We start from the raw sequence: 20285 nt of genomic DNA on the forward strand, positions 1-20285 counted from the left end.
CGTGCTGCCGTTCTGGATCGCCCTGCAATTTCTCAGCAGCCTGCCGGTGCGCCTGCCGGGCATGCCCGAGCCCAAGCAACTGGGCCGCTCGCTGCTGTTCTATCCGCTGGTGGGGCTGTTGTTCGGCGGTTTGCTGTGGCTGCTCAATACGCTGCTGGCGGGGGCGCCGCCGCTGCTGCACGCCGCACTGTTGCTGACGGCGTGGGTGTTGCTCAGCGGTGGTTTGCACTTGGACGGCCTGGCCGACAGCGCCGATGCCTGGCTCGGTGGTTTCGGCGATCGCGAACGCACCTTGCTGATCATGAAAGACCCGCGCAGCGGACCGATTGCCGTCGTCACCCTGGTGTTGGTGTTGCTGCTCAAGTTCACCGCGCTGTTGGCGTTGATCGAACAGGAACAGACCCTGGCGTTGCTCATCGTTCCGGTGCTGGGGCGGGGGGCGTTGCTCGCGCTATTCCTGACCACGCCTTACGTGCGCGCCGGCGGGTTGGGGCAGGCGCTGGCTGATCATCTGCCACGGCGGGCCGGCTGGCAGTTGCTGGCAGGATGTGCATTGGGTTGCGTGCTGGTGGCAGGGTGGGGTGGGGTGGTTGCGCTGGTGGTTGCGTCGGGCGTGTTCGTTGGCTTGCGGGGGATGATGGTGCGTAGGTTGGGGGGCTGTACCGGAGATACCGCCGGGGCCTTGCTTGAACTGTTGGAAGTCGCGGTGTTGGTGGGGATTGTGTTGCTCTGATCTGCCTGGGTGACCTGTCAACCTTGACAGTATCGGGTGATTGAAAAGCGGTGCTTAATTCGCTCAAGGCCTCAGCGGCCGCGCAGAGCGATGGGAAGCGTCTTGTCGTGTCCGGTGTGATCGATCTGCCAGGAAAACTGAGTGGCCGTTGGTGTTTCAACGGCTGAACGTTGTCAATGGGAGAGCGATAACATGGCAAACGAGGACATCAGACTGAAGCGGCGCGAGGCGAACAGTGCTTATCTCAGGATGCGTACCGAGCATCAGTCGAAATTGGCTCCTGTCTATATAGAAATTGATCCGGATGACTTTGCCGATCCTGTCCTCCGGCTTCTCAAAGGGCCCAATTTAAAGAATGGGCTCAGGGTTTTTATTCCCAAGTGGATCCTGCCCCCTCCCGAAGCACCGGAAAAAGTCGAAGTTGTGTTTAACAATGGCGAGGGGCGTTTTGATGTCGTTGCAGATCATGTCTTTGAAATACCGGCCGGGGGTACTGATTTTCCGGAAACCTTCCCCTACGAAATGCGTATCGAGGCCAATTACCTTCCGCAGAATGCTCAGTGTCAGGTGGGATTTATCCAATATCCCTATAACGATAGCCCACCAAATGAATCTCAGATAACCCCGATTTATTGTGACCAGGAGCCACCTTATAAACATGCCCCGCCGGCGGCGCTGACCTTTGACAGCCCCTACTTCGATGATGTCAACCTGCCCCCCAACAGCACATTGACGGCCACGATTCCTGCCTATGACGATTGGCAGGCGACGGATAAAATCGCTGTTTACCTGGTGGACGCCGCTCACATTCCTGATGACACGGCTGGACTTACCCCGATTTTTTACGGCGATGTCCCTCCCGTAACCCCTGGTAATACGGGCTCCGAGATAGAAATCGATGGCGATGAGGTTCGTAAGCTAGGCGATGCCGAATGCGTGTTCATCTACGTCCTGATAGACAAGGCGACCAATCCCAGCCACCTGTCGCTCTGGCAGAAAATCAGCCTCACCTTCGGGCCGCCGCCGAGCAATCTCAAGGATCCTGAAGTACCACAGGCAGATTCGGGGCCATTGGTGGTTGAACACGCCATGGCCGGGGTGAGCGTCTGGATTCCCCAGTATGACAACCACAAGAGCTACGACTTCATTCGAGTGAAGTGGGGGAACACGACGCTGGAGGATGTTCCTGTCGGGCCTAACCCGCTTCCCAAGATCCTGGTCCCGGTGGAACCGAAAAGCCTCATGCTCTTGGAGTACGGCGAAAACACCACCGGAGACAAGGAAACCAACATCAGCTATCACGTGGTTCGCAAAGGTCGGCTATTCGGACCTAAGGACATCGATATCGACGTCAACTTCGAAGTGCCGATCCCCTGGATTCCCTGGCCAGACCCCGGCTGGCCGGATACGGAGCATCCAGACTTGGAGGAGGGTGTGGTCACGAACTGGGATGACAGCCGGACCAACGAGCTGACGCGGGCCGACAAGGATAAGGATGCGAATTTCACCTTCACTTGGTACGACCAGGCCGTCAACGGCCATATCATCGATTTTTTCTGGAATGGTACTCGTGTCGTTGAGGCCCAGATCATCTTCGATGATTCAAATCCGGAACATGTACCGGGCCGGAGTCAAACCGTTGAAATCCCTTGGTCCTATATCAAGGGCGGCGGTAATGGCTCGGTAGTACCAGTGTATTATCGCCTGAGGGTGACAGGCCTTGAGAATGATCTGACGTCTACAAAAACCGAGGTGGATGTCAATGCCATTGCGGTTGAGCTCCCGCCTGCGAGTTTCCCGACCATCGATCCGGTGACGAACCCATGGCCAGGCTGTAAGGCCCTTGAAGACGATGGTGCGCTCAGGGTCGACATTCCTGACCTCACCGGCGTGCTCAAGGATGGTGACGAAATCAATTTCGTCTTCACCCCCATGAGAGGATCGGATCTGAACGCCCCTGAAGATCCGATCGACAATGCGGAATTCGAAAAAGATTATGTGCTGGGTGATGCCGGCACGCCGCTCACGGGCTTCACCATTCGAGTGGAACCTTATACAACCCATATCCTGCCGCTTTTTAACGAAAATCCGAGCCGCAGGGGACGGGTGAAGGTCCAGTATTCCCACCATGACGGTTTGGAGTTGCTTGAATCGACGCCGTTGACGGTTCGTACAGCATTCCACGGGTTGAACGAACCGTGCGAGATCCCGAGGGTCCCCGGGCCTTGACCTCGTCACTGGCACCCGGGCGTTTGTCGCCCGGGTGCGCTTGTTGATTCAACGTCACACAGGAGGCGCCTACGTGATGTTTCGTACGGAAATGATGAGAAAAGTCTTACGAATGCAGAGATAAATCCTACATATATCCAGGAAGCGAGTGCTTAGGATTGCCGCCTTTGATCGTTCGGACCCAGGCAATGAAGCGCCAGGCTCGACGGTTGCCAGACAGCCTTGTTCATCCAGGAGTTATCCATGCCCGTCAGCCACTCATTCTCCATCACCCCCCTCGCGCGTGTCCTCAAGCTTGTGACCCTCGCGCCTTTGCTGCTGCTCAGCCCGACCGGTCTGGCCCAGACACTTATTGAAAATGGTACGTCCAAGACTATTGATGCCTCCACCAAGATCGACGATTACCTGGTGGAGACTGAAAGCAAGCTGACGGCCAACGGTGCCACTACTCATCATATCCGCGCGTCTGGAGCATCGACGATCGACCTGAGCAACACTCAGGTCACTGCCCAAGGCAATGCCAACGGGCTCGATCTAACCGGCAGCACCGCGACCATCGCCAATGGCAGCAAAATCGTCAGCAGCAACGTTGGGCTGCGTCTGGCCCGCTCAGCCGACAGGGCATCCAGTGCAGTGGTCAGCGACAGCGAAATCATCGGCGGGCGAGTAGGGGCAAGCCTCAGCGCCCTGAGCCAATTGACCCTCCAGGGTTCCACGGTCACTGGCAGCAACGCCAATGGCGTCGGTGTACAAAGTTTCGGCGGTCAGATAGCCGCCACTGACAGCAGCATCGTCGGAGGGCGCAACGGGGTGTACCTGTTCGCCGACCTGAACCTGTCCGCCGACAACGCTTTGATCTTGAACAATTCCCACGTCGAAGGCCTGGCCGGCTCGGCGATCTTCATTGATGGTCAGACCCAGACCAACGACGAACGGGTGAATGTCGAAGTCAACAACGGTTCGACCCTGGTGGGCGGCAACGGCACGCTGGTGGAAGTGGTCAATAGCTCTTCGGCGAACTTCAAGGCCGATAACAGTCAGTTGATCGGTGACATCATCGTGGAGCAAGGCAGCAGCGCTGACGTGGTTTTCGACAACTTTGCGACGCTCACCGGTCGCCTGGAAAACGTCCAGAGCCTGGCGGTCAACAACGACGCCCGCTGGATCATGGTTGGCGATGGCGAGGTGGAAAAGCTCTCCATGAACGGCGGCGGCATCCAGTTCGGCAACCCTGGGGAGTTCTTCAAATTGACGGTGGGTGAGCTGTCGGGCAACGGCACGTTTTTCATGCACACCAACTTCGCCACGGGCCAGGTCGATACATTGACCGTGACCGGGACAGCCACCGGTAGCCATCAGGTGGCATTGGACAGCAGCGGCTCCGAGCCGGGTGCGGCCGCTTCCATTCCGGTGGTTCACATCGGCGGTGGCGATGCCCAGTTTTCCTTGTACGGCGGTGAGGTAGACCTGGGTGCCTACTCCTACAACCTGATCAAGCAAGGCGACAACGACTGGTACCTGAACACCGCTTCGAAAATCATCAGCCCCGGCACCCAATCGGTGATCGCGCTGTTCAATGCCGCACCCACCGTCTGGTACGGCGAGCTCTCCACCTTGCGCAGCCGCATGGGCGAAGTGCGCAGGGATCAGGGCAAGGCCGGTGGCTGGATTCGTACCTACGGCAACAAGTTCGATGTCAACGCCAGCTCCGGGGTGGCTTACAAACAAACCCAACAGGGCCTGTCGTTCGGTGCCGACGCACCGTTACCGATGGGTGATGGCCAGTGGTTGGTGGGGATGTTGGGCGGCTATAGCAAGTCTGACCTGGACTTGAGTCGGGGGACGACAGGCGAAGTCGACAGTTACTACCTCGGCGCCTACACCACGTGGCTGGATGAAGACAGCGGCTACTACTTTGACGGCGTGCTCAAGTTCAACCGGTTCCAGAACGAGTCCAAGGTACAACTCAGCGACGGCAAGAAGACCAAGGGCAACTATGACAGCCATGGTGTCGGCGCATCCCTGGAGTTTGGCCGTCACATCAAGTTGGCCGACGACTATTTTGTCGAACCCTATACGCAATTGTCGGGGGTGATTATCCAGGGCAAGGACTACGACCTGGACAACGGTTTGTCCGCCGAAGGCGACCGCACGCATTCGCTGTTGGGCAAAGTCGGTGCGACGGTCGGGCGTAACTTCAACCTGGGCGAGGGCAAAGTGGTGCAGCCTTATCTTCGTGCCGCCTACGCACATGAATTCGCCAAGAACAACGAAGTGAAGGTCAACGATAACGCGTTCAACAACGACCTCTCCGGTTCCCGTGGCGAGCTGGGTGCGGGGGTGGCCATGACGGTGACCGACAAGGTGTCGGTGCATGCCGATTTCGATTACAGCAACGGCAATAAGATCGACCAACCCTGGGGAGCCAACGTGGGCGTGCGTTATAGCTGGTAATCCAATGGCTGAGGGCGACCGGCGGCGGAGAAGGCTGCAAAAAGTTTCGCGAGTTTGATGTTCTTTCATTTGACGCGGGGAGTCGGGCCACGAGCTCGTATTCCTCGCGCTTTTTAGGGAGTCATGTTCATGAGCAAGCCCACGATCACCCCCTCTCCCAACCGCCAGTTGCTTGCGCCGCGCATCGACGAATTGTTGCCTGATGTCCCTGGCGGTGAAATCAATCTGCTCCCGGAAGCCTGCACACACGCCGACCTCAAGGTCTGGTTTGAGCTGTGGAACTACTCCGATCCGACTGAGGGTGAAGAATCAGTCGAACTGTTCCTGGACGACGACGTCAATCCAGTGGATTCCCGAAGCTGGTATGGCGCACCTATCGATGAGTCCGACCAATTTGTGACGTTGCCCCAGCGGCTGTTGCGCGGCAATGATGGGCAGCACCGGCTGCGCTACACAGCGAAGGCCTTTAACAACGAAATGGACGAATCTGCTGATTTGCCGTTTACCCTCGATACGACTCCTGCGGTGCTGGCGACGAGCAGCGAACTGGTTTTCCCCCCTGAAGTTCTGCCTCCCAACAAGCTCACGGCCCATTACCTCGAATTGAACAACGATGAGGTAAGGGCCAACCTGCCGCCCTATACGACCCCCCGACCCTGGGACCGAATCACCTGGTACTGGGGAGCCACGCCGGGTAATCAGGATCAGGGCGGGGTCATCGAACTCGATGACCAGAACTATGCCGATCCCGTGGAAGTCACGATCCCAGGTGATCTGATTCGGGACGGGGGCGATGGCTGGCGGTATGTGTGGTACGAGGTGCAGGACCGCGCGGGCAACCTGAGCCTGCGTTCCGAGCCGGTTGAGCTGGGGGTGGAGGCTACGCCGATACCGCGTGTGTTGCCGTGGCCCAGTGTCGAAGGTGCTGTTGGGGCCGGGCAGCAACAGACACTGGACCCATTGGTGCCGCTGAACGGCGTGGTTATTGTGCAAGTGCCGCCAGAGGCGGTGATCTACCCTGGTGAAAAGGTCTGGGTGCAGTGGGGGGAGCCGGGAACCCTGGGTGCGACCCGGGTGGAGCAACCTGTCAGTTCCGGCTCGCGTCGTTATCAGGTCGACATGCCGTACCTGGCCGCGCATATCGGCAGGGCGTTGCCGGTGTCCTATGGGGTGATTGACGCCAGGGAGCAGGAACACCTGTCCGCAACCCGTCAGTTGCAAGTGCAAACCCTTCCCAGCCAGCGACTCGAGGCCGTCCAGTGCGACGGCCTTTCCGGTGGCAACTTGAGCTACAACTCAGTGGCGCCCGAAGGCGCCCGGCTGACCCTGAAAAAATGGCCGCTCATCACCACGGACCATTGGGTCCTGATCACGATGACCGGCGTCAGCACGACAGGCCAGGATTCTTCGTTCGAAGCGGTGAGAAAGCGCCCGGTGACGGCGCAGGAGATGGTTGTCGGGATTGGGTTCAGCACGGACGTCAGGGTGTCCAAAATATTCTTGAACACTTTGCAGCGCAACAAGCCGTTGACCGGAAAGGTTTATGTGAGTTTCGATGGCGGGCAGACATGGCCGCCGTTGGCAGCGCCTAATTTCCCGTTGTTGCAATTGACGTTGGTGGGGTGAGAGTGCGCGATGAAGGCACTCTATCAGTATTTAAACAAATGGCCATGTTGAGGGGCGAGAGTGGATTTTGCTTTTCAAGGATATGAAAGACCGCCACCAGGTATAAACCTGTTAGGTTTTATACCTGGTGGTGTTAGGTGTTGACACTTTAGAAAAGTCCCTCAGCTCCAAACTCCGTTGGTTAAAATCGTATTCCGTTCTTTCTGTTTCCTCTGCAGTGTGTTCAAGGTTCCTGCTATCGCATTGGATATTTCTCGCGCTGGTGGGCCTGGGACATGGCTAGAGGTGTTTGAATCTTTACCGCCAACGCCCTCGTTACCCGTGATACTGTTGCGGCGGCTAATATCAGTATCGCTATAGTCGATCGTTGGATCATCGCCTGGATAGGCTTGGGCACTGCCTAACCCAAACTTACTCGTCTGGTTGGAGTTTTGAGCGACGGGCTCGATATTACGAATGGCATGATTTGGCTGAGCCTTGGCGTTGTTCATAGGCGTATTGACACGAGGGAGTTTCACCTGACTCGCATAACCCATACTTCCTTTACTTACAGATGCAACTGTAGTCCCAACCCCAGCCGTAGCCCCGACACCAGCCCCCGCCCCTGCTCCAGCACCAGCCCCGGGGAATTTGAATTTTATATAAGAAGCACCACTTATGAGCCCGCCTATCGCAAGCAGAATGCCGCCAATCGATACCATGTTCATGTTATTTGTTGCCGCTCCAACTGACATGACTACCGCTCCGATGCCCACTATCACTAAACCGACAACCGCTGCGGCCCCACCCCCGGTTGCCACGACGGCAGCGGCCGCCAAAACCAGCGTCACAGCGGCAGCGACCCAAAAGCCCATCTTCTCCCAGAAGGAAAATTTCTGCTTCGGCTGCTCGATAGGGTCGATATAGTCCGGGTTATCCGGACGACTACCCCTGACCCGATGCCCGGTCGGATCGCGAAGCGCTACCGGGTTGCCCAGGCAATAGGCATAGGGGTTGGTTCCGCCCTCGCCGAACGGGCTGTAGGAATCCGGGCTGTGGAAGCGCATCAGGTTGGGGTTGTATACACGATAGCCGCGCCCCAGCAGGTACCAGTTGTTCTCGTCTTCACACACCTCGCCGTTGAAGGCCAGCAGGCTTTGCAATTCGTCATCGCTGCTGCGCACGCCGTAGGCGCTGTAGACGGCCGTGCGCACCTGCGACTGCGAGCATTCTCCGATGACGTTAGGGCTGGCGTCGGTCATCAGCAAGACGGCCTGGTCATGATCACTGATGGACTGCTGACCCAGAGGGCGCTCATCGTGGAACAGGTACTGGGTGCCGGTGCCGTTTTGCAGGGTGTGGCTCAGGGTATAACCCTGGTAGAACCGCAGGGTTTCCTGTTCGTTACCCCGGCGAACGCCCACCAGATGGTTATGCCCGTCATAGCGATAGCTCAGCAGGGTCTGCCCTTGGGCATCCTTGACCGCCACCAGGCGTCCATGGTTGTCGTAGACCAGTTGCCGGTTCTGGTCATCATTGAGCATATGGCCATTGGCGTCGTAGCTGAATTCCAGGAGGGCAGGGTAGCCGCCGCTGGTGTAGGTGTGGGTGATGCGCTCCAACCGGCAAGGATCGTCGGCGTCATAGGTGAACGCCGCAACGTCGGTGAGGTTGTCAGCGAATTGGGTGGTCACTCGTAGCAGGTTATCCAGCTCATCGAACCGGAACACCTGGCTGGCGATGGCATTGCCATAGGCGTCCTTGGGCAGGGTGCTGCCCGTGCATTTATGCTGGATAAGCCGGCTGCGCGCGTCATAGGCAAACTCCTCGTGGAGCAGGTTCTGGCCGTCCAGGAAGACGTGCCGCTCCTTGAGGTGATTGTCGTCCTGCCAGGCCTGGGTAATGACCCGTGGCGGCTGATCGTTGAATGCCAACGTCCGTTCAATTTCGCGACCCAGGGTGTCGTACTTGACGTCGGCGGTCAGGGTCGATTGTGGACTGCGGGTCGTGGTGCGGTGTAGGCGGCCGAGTGTGTCGTAGGCGAACTCGGCCTGCAGCGCACCTTGGCTGACTGTTTCGGCGCGTCCGGCATCGTCGTAGGTGTAGCGGGTGTCCAGGCCGTCCGTATGACTGCGCAGCATCTGCCGCCCATGCAGGGAGGTCCGGTAAGTGGTTTCCATCCGTGTGCCGTCGGTGTCGGTCCAGCTTTCGTATTCCAGCTCACCGGTATCGGCGTAGCGATATTCGCGCTGACCATGAGTGTTTTGCGCACGGGTGATTGCGCCAGTCTTGAGGTCATAGACATACGTCGCCGATTCATCCTTGGAAGTGATGATCGCCAACGGTTGTTGGGTCAGTTCGGGCTTGTATTCGTAATCGAAGATATCGTTCGCCGGTGTGATCCGCTGGTTGGGCTGCATCTGACCGCCGGTGTAGCGAAACGCCTCGATGCGTGGGTTGGCCATCGGGCCGACGCGGCGCTCCGTCAGGCGCTGGAGGCTGTCAAACGACTGGGTGCCCAGTTCCACTTCCGGCTTGGCGTTGGCCTTCACGGCGAGGCGGGTGATCTGCTCGTCAATGCAATGCGCGGCAAACGTCCGGTTGATGAGCGTGTTGTCAGGCAGCGTCGTGGTTTTCATGCGGTCATGGGCGTCGTAGGCAAAGTGCGTCGTGCGCTCCTGGCCGTCGGTCAGCTCTTTTTGCCGGACGCAGTTGCTCTTGCCGTCATAGGTGTACTCGACCGCGCCCACGACGGGCAGCCCGCTCGTTTCAAGCAACTGGCGCAAATGTTCCGCGACCGGACGTTCTGGCTGTTCGTGGCACCGCTCGATCAGCGGCTGCGCGTCGAAGCGCTGGCTACGGTCGAGCTTGCCGAATTCGTTGTACTCGCCTGCGGTCAGGTTGCTGATGAGCATCGCCGTTTCTGTGTCCGGCGTTTCCAGCCAGCGGTGTTCGGTCGGCCCTTTGCGGCCAAACGGCGACCACAGGTAGCGGCTCACGACGCCATCGGCCTGGGTCACACGGTGGGCAAACCCCCAGGCATCGTACTCAAAGCCCTGGCGTAGGGGCATGGGATTGTCGTCCAGCCAGTCGTAGTGGACTTCTTCAATCAGGTTGTCCAGCTTGTCGTACGCGGCGGTCAGAACCTGGCGGGGCGCTTTGGCCTTCTCGGCCCGTTCCTGGTAGACCACGCGTCCCAGGCCATCGAAGTGGCTGTAAGTCGTGACGCCCTTGACGTCTGTCATGCTCTGCGAAGCTTTTTGTCCGTCTGCGTTGGCTAACATATAGGTGAAAATGCGTTCGGCCCGGGCATCGGGCGACGCAGGTGAGACAGTCTCCTTGATCACCCGGCCCAGCACGTCGTACTGGCGAAGCAACTGCACGCCATCGAGATCGTTGGACAGCACGGTTTCGCCGGTGATCAGCGAGTCCTGGCGGGACATGGTTTTCTCGATGCCGTCGAAGCCGGTGAACAGCTCGCGGGTCTCCAGCACCGTCTCACCGGCCAGCACGCTGGCGAGCCTGTCGTACTCGTACCGATACGTACTAGTGGTGCCATTGAGCATGATTCGCTGGTTGAGCAGGCGACCATGGAGGAACGCGTCCCCCGGCAGTTCGTAGTATTCGAGCTGGGTCTGCTGCAAGGTCGTTTCCTGGGCGCCTTCTACCTGTACCAGGGTTTCGCTGTCTATCGCCAGCCAGGCCTCCATCCCGCTGTTGATCAGCGGCGGATGGTCCGCATAACGCCGGCGGGTGCGCAGGGTCGGCGCGCCGGGCTCGCCCTGGGGCGAGGGAAACACGGTGGTGTCCTTGAGGCGTCGGGTGAAGCGGTCCGGCGGGCAACCGTCTTCGCCGTTCTTCGAATAATAGGTGTAGACGGTCTTGATGCCGTTGGGCTCGACCCGCTCGGTCTGGTTGCCGTTTTCATCATAGGCACTGAACTCGGTTTCAGCGCGGTACTGGCTCGCGTCATTGTCCAGCTCCCAACTGGTGGTGACAGCCTTGGGCATCTGGAACTGAGGCAACTGGCGTTCGAACGCCACGTCTTCGGCGTAATACTGGGTTGTAACACGCATGACGCAGTGTTCCTGCGTGGTGACTTCTTCGGTCAGCAAGTGGAACCGGTTGTAGCGGCGCTCGACCTGGCGTACTGCGCTGCCGCCGACCATCAAGCTGGCGGTACTGCCGTACTCGTAGCTGGCGCTCAGTTTGTACAGCGGGTCCATCCCTTCTTCCCAACTGACGGTTGCGCCGGCACCGAGGAAGTTATGGGCGGTGTAGCTGAAGACCATTTCGACCATCGTGTCATCGGCGGTGTCCAGGCCGAAGTCGGGATAATTGCGATGGCGGGTGACCCGTGGCAGGTTGGGGCGTGTGACGCCACCGGGATATGGGTGCCCGGTGTCGGCGTACTCGATGGTTTCACGGCCGCCGGCCGGGTTCTTGACCTCGTGCAGGCAGAGGATGTTGCGAATCGGCCCGTTGCCGTAGCCAAAGCGCCAGGAGCCCTTGTCGGCGGTGGGCAGGATGATTTCGGTGACCCAGCCGCTGGCGTTGAGCTTCATTTCATAGCGTGCCAGGGCCGCGCCGCCGGGGCCGGCGTCGGGGCGCACGAGGATCTCCACCCATTCATCGCCTGTGTGACGATTGATGCGCAGCAGCTCGCCCTGGGCATCGCTGATGCTTTGCAGACGCTGGCCGCCACGGAACGATGCATAGGCCAGGGTCAGGCTGTGGCCGGTGGGCGCGGTGATGCTCACGGGCAACCCCACCCGGTCATTCTGGCTGCCACCGACCTGAAGCACCTCGACCATCCCCGACTTGTGCAGGACGCGATAGCGCTCACTGCCGAGGTTCTCGAAGTGGAAGGTATCGAGTTTCTTTTCCCGGATGTCGGGTGTCGCCCCGCTGCCCGTGACCTTGAATGTTTCACCAGTGCTCAAGGCCAGAATACTGTCATGGGGCGTGAACTGGGACAGGTTGAGGTTCCAGCCAACCCCAAAGCCGGAGTCCAGGGTGTTGATCGGGTTGAAGGTCAGGTTCAACGGAAACGCCGGGCCGCTGAGCCAATTGTTCTTGACCTCGGGCAAGTCGATGGACACGGTGTATTGACCGGTACGTGGGTCAACGCCGCCCTGTACATAACTCATGAAACCGAACGCCTGGGAATTCACGGCTTTGGAAGTAGTCATGGTCCGTTTCTCATAAATGAATAGTCAGATGCCGAACACAATCAAGGCGGGGGTGGTGTGGCTGATGTTGTTACTTCGATGCAGTTAACTTTGTCACGGAGTGGGCTTTTTATTTGCAGGTCAACCATTTGCAGGCCGGGTTCAATGATTTGATCTTTTTTAAAGGTCGAGAGGTATTCAATTGCAATGATGGAGGTGTTGGTCTGCTTTTTTGTGGTTTTCAGTGAAATAAATGAGAGGTTCTCGGTCTTCGAACACACGCCCGTTTCGGTCAGGAGAATAGTGGTAGCTGAAGGGATTTCAGCTAATTCGATAGTACGCGCTCTGTTACTCCAATCCCTGCACGGTGCCGGCCCAAAGAGAAAACTGTATCGTTGGGTTGTGCCAGGTTCCGGCAGGGGGAAAGAGCAAATAGCCTCTTGACTGTCTCTCAATATAATGGTGCCCGTTCCAGAATAGGCCGCAGCTGAATAAATCAGGTGGATGCCCAACAATACGCCGATAGCAGTCGCTTTGATGTGATGCATGATTGACATGTCCCTATCGAATAAAGGTGGGATGCAGCAACATTAGGCTCAACGTTATCACTCGAGCGACTCCCTGAAACCTAACAATTCTGTTAGTGGACAGTGTCTGTCTTCGACATCTACAGAGTGATCGCCGGTGTCCTATTGCATTCAGATGTTCATGGTTTCGCCGGCTCTCAAGGCCAGGAAGCCTTCCTGAGCGTGACCTGAATGATGCTGTTGGAGCTTCTTCTACGGCGAGGGAGGAGCCGCCGACGTGGTGATATGGACACAGGAAACTTTGTCCCTGAATTCGGTTTTTATTTGCAAATCAATCATTTGTAAGCCCGGTTCAATGATCGCGTCTTTTTGAAAGGTCGTAAGGTATTCAATTGCAATGATGGAGGTATTGGTCTGTTTCTTTCTGGTTTTTAGCACCAGCCATGAATTACTGGAGTATCTCCCGCAATCAACTGAATCGCTCAAGATAATCCGTGTGGCTGACGGGACTTCCGCCAGTTCAAGGGTGCGTGCTCTCTTATTCCATCCCTCGCATTGCAATGGCGCATTGACAAAGCTGTAGCCTTTACTTTGACCGGGCTCTGGCACGGGTAAAGAGCAAATCGCATTGTCCTTATCCCTCAATATGATAGTGCCCATCGCTGAATAGGCCGTAGCTGAATATGTCAGTTGGCTGCTCAGCAATAAGGCGGCAACGATCACTTTGATGGAGGGCATGGGCGGCAGAGTCTCTATCAATAATAAAGGGGGAGACACACAGGATTAGCCCAACGTTATCACCTTAAGATTGATCTGGAACCTAACAGTTCTGTTAGTGGACAGTGTCTCGTCTGGAAACCTAGAGTGTGGTTTCCAATGTTCTAGCGCATCCGAATGTCCGAGGATTATCAAATGGCGGACTTGAACCCACGCCCGGCAATACCGGCCTTACAGCCGGGTGATTGGATCGATCTGGCACAATTGCGGAGCGCTCCACTACTCACCTATATCAAATTTCCGGGCATAGGCATCGGCGATACGCTTTGGCTGAATTGGCAAGGGTGCGGCGCCTATGGGGAAGCCATTGACTTCAGCGACTTTCAAGTGAAGGTGACCGTCGACGGCGGATATACCCCGCAGCGGGGTATGCCCGTGAACCTGCCCAATGAGCTGCTTCAACGACTGGATCAAGGGTGGGCGCTTTATTCCTATTCCGTGGGTTCGCCGGATGATCCCAATGAAAAAGGCCCGGAATCGCTTCGCCTATTCTGTTACGTCGGAAAACACCCTGACGCCGTCAGCAAACTGCCGGTTCCGCAAATAAAAGAATCTCACGACCGTTCGATAGACGCTGCGGCCATCGGTTCGTCAGGCGCCATCGCGGTGATACCGCCTTACCAGGCCATGAGTGTCGGAGACACCGTAACTTTTCGTTGGCAAGGCTACTTCCAAGGCATACCAGAACCCCTGCATCAGGACCCCAGAACAATCAGGGCCGAGCATGTGCACCAGCCGCTGACGTTTACCGTGCCCTTTATCGAGATTATCGCCATCCAGGGTGAACATGCCGAGATCAGCTACCGCGTCGAGTACGCTGGACAGTCCGCGCCTGCCCAGTACAGCGAGTCTGAACAGCAGAGAATTGACATCGTGGCGCCCGGTTCCGCCTTGTTGCCTACCGTTACGGTCAAGGGCCACGAGGGCGGCCCGATCAACCCGGGGCACTATCCAGGGGGGCTTACCCTTCAGGTAAAACCGGCTTATCCGGACATCCAGGAGGATGACTGGGTCTTGCTGTACTGGACGGGGAGCGAGCCGTCCAAGAGTGTCACCCAGGCACTGCGGGTCGATCCCTCGACCGTGGACAGCGGACGCATCGAATTTCCCATCGAGCCTCAATGGCTGACAGCCAACAGCAACGGCCAGGTTAAGGTGCTTTACCAGTATGCCCGGACCGGCACTGCCCAAACGGCCGAACCTTTGGTGTTGGAGATCAGCAAACCCTTGCATCTGCCGGCCCCGATTGTCGAGGGTGCGACCGCGAATGGGGAAAACCAGGGCATTTGGCCGGCCAGTACCAGCGGCACTTTCGTCAGAGTGCCCGACACGGCGGAAATCGGTTCGGGCACGGTGGAGGTGCATTGGGAGGGGCACCCCAATGATGGTCGGTATGTTACGACGACGCCAGTGTCGGGCAGGCGTTTCCAGATTCCTGCCACCGCCATTGCGGCCAACATGTCCACGGTCGCGCAAGGCCGCTATTTCCCGGTGTTCTACCGGGTGAATGGTGAGGACTCCGTCCATTTCAACCTGCTGGTCACGCCGCTGGATGCCAACCGCTACCCGTCGACGACCTCTGTGCACATCACGGGCAACCAGATGTCCTTGGCCAACGTCCCCTTCAACGGTGCCGATCTGGTCATCGAGTCCTCGGGCTTCGACGCATGGCCCTTCATGGCCGAGGGGCAATTATTGACGATGGAGGCCACGGGTATCAGCAGTGCCGGCTCAGTCGTCTATCCGGTGCGTAATGCCCGGCCAGTGACAGATGCGGAGTTTAGAAGCAAGAAGGTAACGGAAAAGCTGCCGAAAACTTTTTTGCAAACGTTACAGCTCGATGAACTGTTCTCACTAAAAGCGCGCGTCAGTTTTGACGGCGGGGAAACGTTTACGTTTTTTAGAGACACTACAGCTACGTTGGTTCGCTAAATTCGGTTCCTTTTGATAAAGGTAACTTGTCATGGAAATCAATTCTGTTGATACCTTATTGAACTGGCTTAAAGAAGCGCCTCGGACATTAGGTTGGGGAGCGATCCTGGCTTATGGCCGCAATGAAACCAACAAGGTGTTGCGTCAGGAGTACATCACCCGCTTTAGTACTGGCGACTTCATGCAGCCGATCACCGAAGAGATACGGGACACGACGACGCCGACACAAAAGGACTTTCTGCATAACTATCAAATGGACGCGCCGCGACTGTCGTTTGCCGGATCCAGCCTGCAGAAATCTTCGGCTAAATTGACGATGAAAGAAGTAGGTGGAACCCACCTGTCTTTCAGTAAACAAGAGGGCGCCCAACAGTGGTCGTTGACCCGGGTTGCCGAGAAAGATGTGCTGGATGGGCCTGGGCTCAAATTTGATATCGACCTTCTGGCCAGCACCGGCTCGGTCACTTCGGCGGGGCGGGTGGAGCTGGATATTTCGGAGGGCAGTAATTACCGGCTGATTGACATGCCATCCGAACATTTGCAGAGGGTGGCGGGCGAACGTTTCAAAAACCACTTCAAGGGATTGCCGCAAGCGCAGAGAACATTTGTGTTAAATGAACTGAGGTTTGAACCGAATCAATTCCTGAAACCCTCGAAGTTTGTCATTCGCACCCACAATAAAAAAGACTCCGGTGCCAGGCTATTAGCCGATGAAGACGAGGGCGAAGGTGCGGTATTGGTGTTCGTTGCCATGGAGGGTGATGCCAATGGCAGTCCGCCGGGTGATAATGCGGATTTTAAGTATTTGTTGCCGGAAGGGCACTCGGCAACGTTGCTGTTGGCCAATGATATGCTGGTCAGAAAAATATTTACTGAGGGACTTAGGAAGATCAGTACAAATTTTGAGCCGTTTCGGGTGGAGTTCCATACTGTTGATGGTTTTACTGAAGTGACGGGTTTTGGAGACAGACGCACCCACAATAAGACCCTTTACAGTGATCCGAATGCGGCAGCTGGAGACTTTTCACTGGTCAAGTTATTCAGTTTGATTATTGGCTTTTCTAATGCTGATCATCCGTACCCCATCGAAGCGACGCTAACTGTTCGGCGTATCGCTGGCGGGTCCACAGGTTTTTTGTATTTGGAGTGGAAGGGCAGTGGACACCAGGCTACTAACGTTACCATTAGTCCAGAAGGGGTGACATCTGGCCGTCTGTGGACGGGATGGGAGGGTCGTTGGCGTTTGAAGTTTACAGCGAACCCTGAAGACGGGACTATTGTCTTTGCGGCTGAAGACCGGCAGATATCCGCTGGCGGAACCTTAGGTTCGTTTGAAGATGACCCGCGCATGGTGAAAATTTTTCCTCAGGTTCGAGCACGTCTGGTAGAAGAACTGAGGGAAATGTTGGATCCGATTATTGACGAGTTTGTTTTACCCGCCGTAGAAATCAACGTGTTCACCCTGAACAGCTTGTTATTTCGCGGCAACGATTCGGTCAGATTGGATAGCGCCTTTTTTCCTGGCGACCTGGCCGCATTCGGCCACGTTGGCCCCAAACAGTCAGCCTTCAGCATCACCGAACTGGAGCCCATCATCCCCCACACCGTTGCCCACCAGTTCGCCACCGAGCCGCATCGCAGCGGTTTGACCTGGTCGGTGCGCAACATTTTAGGTGAGACCGTGCCCAAGGGCACCATCACCAACACGGGCGTGTATACCCCGCCCACCGACGCGCAGATCCAGCGCAGTTCCGTGCGGGTCGTCATCACCGCCACCGACGGCACCCACACCAGCTCGGCGCTGGTCGGCGTTTCGAAGCGCAGCCTGGCCGTCAACCCGCTGATCATGATCGCCACGGCAGGGGATTCACTGGCCCATGACGTTTCAGCCGGCGCCGCGGATGGCGGGCGGTTGGACTGGAGTATCCAGGATCCGAGCTCGGGGGCTGAAGTGCGGCCTAACCCGACCGCCGACAAGGACCACAGCTATGTGCCGGGGCCTGCCATCCCGAAATCGTCGCCCACCGTCGATACCATTGTAGTGACCAACCCACGGACCGGGGTGAGGGAGACGGCCAGTGTGTTGGTGCTGCACCGGCCGGCGTATCTTGACGTGGCGATCAACGACGCCGTGACCCTGCCGGAGAACCAACTCCAGTTATCGATTCTGGGTGAGGATGGCCCGATCAATCCCGGTGATTGGAACGAAGAATGGCAAGTGCTGCTGGGCGGTGGTTCCGCACAAATCAATGCTGCCACCGGCGTGCTGACGCTGAACCCTGCGGGGCCCGACAGGTTTGTGGCTATCACCGTGTTGGCCCCTCCTGCGAGGCCGGGTGGTGCTTCGGATGATGGCTACATCATCTTGCCGTTGCCGTTGTTCAGTGTGCCTGAAACGATCCGGATGCTGCGTGACAACCCATAAATTGCTGTTCGATTCTCAGTTGAGAGGATTCAGCCATGGAAATCAATTCTGTTGATACTTTATTGGACTGGCTTAAAGAAGAGCCTCGGACATTAGGTTGGGGAGCGATTCTCGCTTATGGTCGCAGTGAAACCAACAAAGTGTTGCGGCAGGAGTATATCACCCGCTTCAGTACCGGTGACTTCATGCAGCCGATCACCGAAGAAATACGGGACACGACGACGCCGACACAAAAGGACTTTCTGCATAACTATCAAATGGACGCGCCGCGACTGTCGTTTGCCGGATCCAGCCTGCAGAAATCTTCGGCTAAATTGACGATGAAAGAAGTAGGTGGAACGCACCTGTCTTTCAGTAAACAGGAAGGCGCCCAACAGTGGTCACTGACCCGGGTTGCCGAGAAAGATGTGCTGGATGGGCCTGGGCTGAAGTTTGATATTGATCTTCTGGCGAGCACCGGCTCGGTCACCTCGGCGGGTCGGGTGGAACTCGATATTTCGGAGGGCGATAATTACCGGTTGATTGATATGCCATCCGAACGCTTGCAAAGGGTGGCGGGCGAACGTTTCAAAAACCACTTCAAGGGGTTGCCGCAAGCGCAGCGAACATTCGTATTAAACGAATTGAGGTTTGAACCTGATCAATTCTTGAAGCCTTCTAAGTTCGTGATCCGCACTCACAATAAAAAAGACTCTGGTGCCAGGCTATTAGCCGATGAAGACGAGGGCGAAGGTGCGGTATTGGTTTTCGTTGCCATGGAGGGTGATGCCAATGGCAGACCGCCTGGCGATAATGCGGACCTTAAGTATTTGCTGCCAGAAGGCCATACCGTAACGGTATTGCTTGCCTGCGATATGGTCAAAGAGAAAATTATGGCCAATGGATTGAGGAAAATTAATCAACTGCCCGAATTTGAGTATAGGGATATTATTATCGACAATGTTTTTTATGGCATTCGTGGAATGAAAGGGGGAATTAAAGAGCCGTGGGGGTTGGTGAGTAATTCTACGTTCGATATTGAGATTCCGAATCTTGAGTTAAAATTTTATCATAATTGGGAGGGGGGGCCATCCTTCTTCTCCTTTATTACGCCCGGTCATCCGTCATGGGTGGGGGAGGGAGGGGAAATAAAGTATTGCGGTTTGGCTGTGGTCGGCTCACAAATGCAGCCACCTAGTATTCTTCGTAAATATAAAGGTGTGACGTATAACGAATCAGCAGAGGTTCTATTTGTATATGGGGGTTCCCTGAGTTTTGAGCTTTTGATTGATAATGGGAATTTGAATTTTGCGAGGAGGAACGAGCAGATTGATGCGCAACAATATTTGGTGAGCTCGACTGGCTGGCGCTATTTAACGGCTGACGACTATGATTTACTTCGCGAGATTTATCAGAATAAGTTAACCGCGACGTTGGGGGCAGCCTACGAGCGTTTTATCTCCACCTTACCCAGCCTCAATATTTTTACCCTTAACAGCCTGCTTTTCCGCGGTGAGGATTCGATAAGTCTTCAGAGTGTTCATACCCCAACTGACTGGGCTCTGTTCGGCCACGTCGGCCCCAAACAGTCAGCCTTCAGCATCACCGAACTGGAGCCCATCATCCCCCACACCGTTGCCCACCAGTTTGCCACCGAGCCGCATCGCAGCGGTTTGTCCTGGTCGGTGCGCAACATCCTCGGCGAGACCGTGCCCAAGGGCACCATCACCAACACGGGCCTGTATACCCCGCCCACCGACGCCCAGATCCAGCGCAGTTCCGTGCGGGTCGTGATCACCGCCACTGACGGCACCCACACCAGCTCGGCGCTGGTCGGCGTTTCGAAGCGCAGCCTGGCCGTCAACCCGCTGATCATGATCGCCACGGCGGGGGATTCATTGGCCCATGACGTTTCAGCCGGCGCCGCGGATGGCGGGCGGTTGGACTGGAGCATCCAGGATCCGAGCTCGGGGGCTGAAGTGCGGCCTAACCCGACCGCCGACAAGGACCACAGCTACGTGCCGGGGCCTGCCATCCCGAAATCGTCGCCCACCGTCGATACCATCGTAGTGACCAACCCACGGACCGGGGTAAGGGAGACGGCCAGTGTGTTGGTGCTGCACCGGCCGGCAATTCACCAAGTGGTGATCAATGAAGCGGCCACCTTGCCGGAGAACCAACTCCAGTTGTCGATCATGGGTGAGGATGGCCCGATCAATCCCGGTGATTGGAATGAGCAATGGCGGGTGCTGCTGGGTGGCGGTTCCGCGCGAATCGATGCTGTCACCGGCGTGCTGACGCTGGACCCTGCGGGGCCGGACAGATTCTTGGTCATCACCGTCCTGACGCCTCCTCCGCAGACTGGTCGCCCTTCGGATGATGGCTACATCATCTTGCCGTTGCCGTTGTTCAGTGTGCCCGAAACGGTGCGGATGCTCCGTGCCGACGACTAG

10 protein-coding genes are annotated in these 20285 nt (G+C 57.0%); 7 read left to right on the plus strand and 3 right to left on the minus strand.

Annotation, left to right across the window (positions count from 1 at the left end):
* Nucleotide 1 precedes the first annotated feature (1 nt).
* From RGM2987_RS13125 to RGM2987_RS13140, 4 genes are all read left to right on the plus strand, one after another.
* Nucleotides 2–733 (plus strand): adenosylcobinamide-GDP ribazoletransferase, encoded by a 732-nt coding sequence (locus RGM2987_RS13125; protein ID WP_245141725.1) that lies wholly within the window; start codon nt 2–4, stop codon nt 731–733.
* 192 nt (nt 734–925) lie between these two features.
* Nucleotides 926–2962, plus strand: coding sequence for a hypothetical protein (locus RGM2987_RS13130; RefSeq protein ID WP_245141727.1), 2037 nt, complete (start codon nt 926–928; stop codon nt 2960–2962).
* A gap of 243 nt (nt 2963–3205) precedes the next feature.
* The gene (locus RGM2987_RS13135) at nt 3206–5416 is read left to right on the plus strand and encodes an autotransporter outer membrane beta-barrel domain-containing protein (protein WP_245141729.1); all 2211 of its coding nucleotides are present in this window, start codon (nt 3206–3208) and stop codon (nt 5414–5416) included.
* Nucleotides 5417–5545: 129 nt separating this feature from the next.
* The gene (locus RGM2987_RS13140; RefSeq protein WP_245141731.1) at nt 5546–7042 is read left to right on the plus strand and encodes a hypothetical protein; all 1497 of its coding nucleotides are present in this window, start codon (nt 5546–5548) and stop codon (nt 7040–7042) included.
* Between the two features lie 161 nt (nt 7043–7203).
* Here the strand turns inward: RGM2987_RS13140 and RGM2987_RS13145 are convergent, their stop codons facing one another.
* The 3 genes from RGM2987_RS13145 to RGM2987_RS13155 form a co-directional block, all read right to left on the minus strand.
* Nucleotides 7204–12213, minus strand: coding sequence for an RHS repeat-associated core domain-containing protein (locus RGM2987_RS13145; protein ID WP_245141734.1), 5010 nt, complete (start codon nt 12211–12213; stop codon nt 7204–7206).
* Between the two features lie 41 nt (nt 12214–12254).
* Nucleotides 12255–12740: a hypothetical protein gene (locus RGM2987_RS13150; protein ID WP_245141736.1), complete on the minus strand. Its 486-nt coding sequence runs from the start codon at nt 12738–12740 to the stop codon at nt 12255–12257.
* Nucleotides 12741–12971: 231 nt separating this feature from the next.
* Nucleotides 12972–13457, minus strand: a complete 486-nt coding sequence (locus tag RGM2987_RS13155; protein ID WP_245141738.1) for a hypothetical protein — start codon at nt 13455–13457, stop codon at nt 12972–12974.
* A 174-nt stretch (nt 13458–13631) separates the two neighbouring features.
* Here RGM2987_RS13155 and RGM2987_RS13160 point away from each other — a divergent pair, with 174 nt between their 5' ends.
* Genes RGM2987_RS13160 through RGM2987_RS13170 form a run of 3 tightly spaced genes read left to right on the plus strand, consistent with a single transcriptional unit; the run spans nt 13632 to nt 20285 of the window.
* Nucleotides 13632–15428, plus strand: a complete 1797-nt coding sequence (locus RGM2987_RS13160; RefSeq protein WP_245141740.1) for a hypothetical protein — start codon at nt 13632–13634, stop codon at nt 15426–15428.
* 31 nt (nt 15429–15459) lie between these two features.
* Entirely contained in the window at nt 15460–17853 is a 2394-nt protein-coding gene (locus tag RGM2987_RS13165) for a hypothetical protein (protein WP_245141742.1), read from the plus strand.
* A 35-nt stretch (nt 17854–17888) separates the two neighbouring features.
* Nucleotides 17889–20285 (plus strand): hypothetical protein, encoded by a 2397-nt coding sequence (locus RGM2987_RS13170; protein WP_245141745.1) that lies wholly within the window; start codon nt 17889–17891, stop codon nt 20283–20285.

It is taken from the genome of Pseudomonas sp. RGM2987 (assembly GCF_022952855.1).
In the GTDB taxonomy this organism is placed as follows: domain Bacteria; phylum Pseudomonadota; class Gammaproteobacteria; order Pseudomonadales; family Pseudomonadaceae; genus Aquipseudomonas.

What these genes read in the sequence shown, in the direction of transcription:
- RGM2987_RS13130 (WP_245141727.1), top strand. Translation starts at nt 926, where the DNA reads ATGGCAAACGAGGACATCAGACTGAAGCGGCGCGAGGCGAACAGTGCT.
- RGM2987_RS13135 (WP_245141729.1), top strand. Translation starts at nt 3,206, where the DNA reads ATGCCCGTCAGCCACTCATTCTCCATCACCCCCCTCGCGCGTGTCCTC.
- RGM2987_RS13140 (WP_245141731.1), top strand. Translation starts at nt 5,546, where the DNA reads ATGAGCAAGCCCACGATCACCCCCTCTCCCAACCGCCAGTTGCTTGCG.
- RGM2987_RS13145 (WP_245141734.1), bottom strand. Translation starts at nt 12,213, where the DNA reads ATGACTACTTCCAAAGCCGTGAATTCCCAGGCGTTCGGTTTCATGAGT.
- RGM2987_RS13150 (WP_245141736.1), bottom strand. Translation starts at nt 12,740, where the DNA reads ATGCATCACATCAAAGCGACTGCTATCGGCGTATTGTTGGGCATCCAC.
- RGM2987_RS13155 (WP_245141738.1), bottom strand. Translation starts at nt 13,457, where the DNA reads ATGCCCTCCATCAAAGTGATCGTTGCCGCCTTATTGCTGAGCAGCCAA.
- RGM2987_RS13160 (WP_245141740.1), top strand. Translation starts at nt 13,632, where the DNA reads ATGGCGGACTTGAACCCACGCCCGGCAATACCGGCCTTACAGCCGGGT.
- RGM2987_RS13165 (WP_245141742.1), top strand. Translation starts at nt 15,460, where the DNA reads ATGGAAATCAATTCTGTTGATACCTTATTGAACTGGCTTAAAGAAGCG.
- RGM2987_RS13170 (WP_245141745.1), top strand. Translation starts at nt 17,889, where the DNA reads ATGGAAATCAATTCTGTTGATACTTTATTGGACTGGCTTAAAGAAGAG.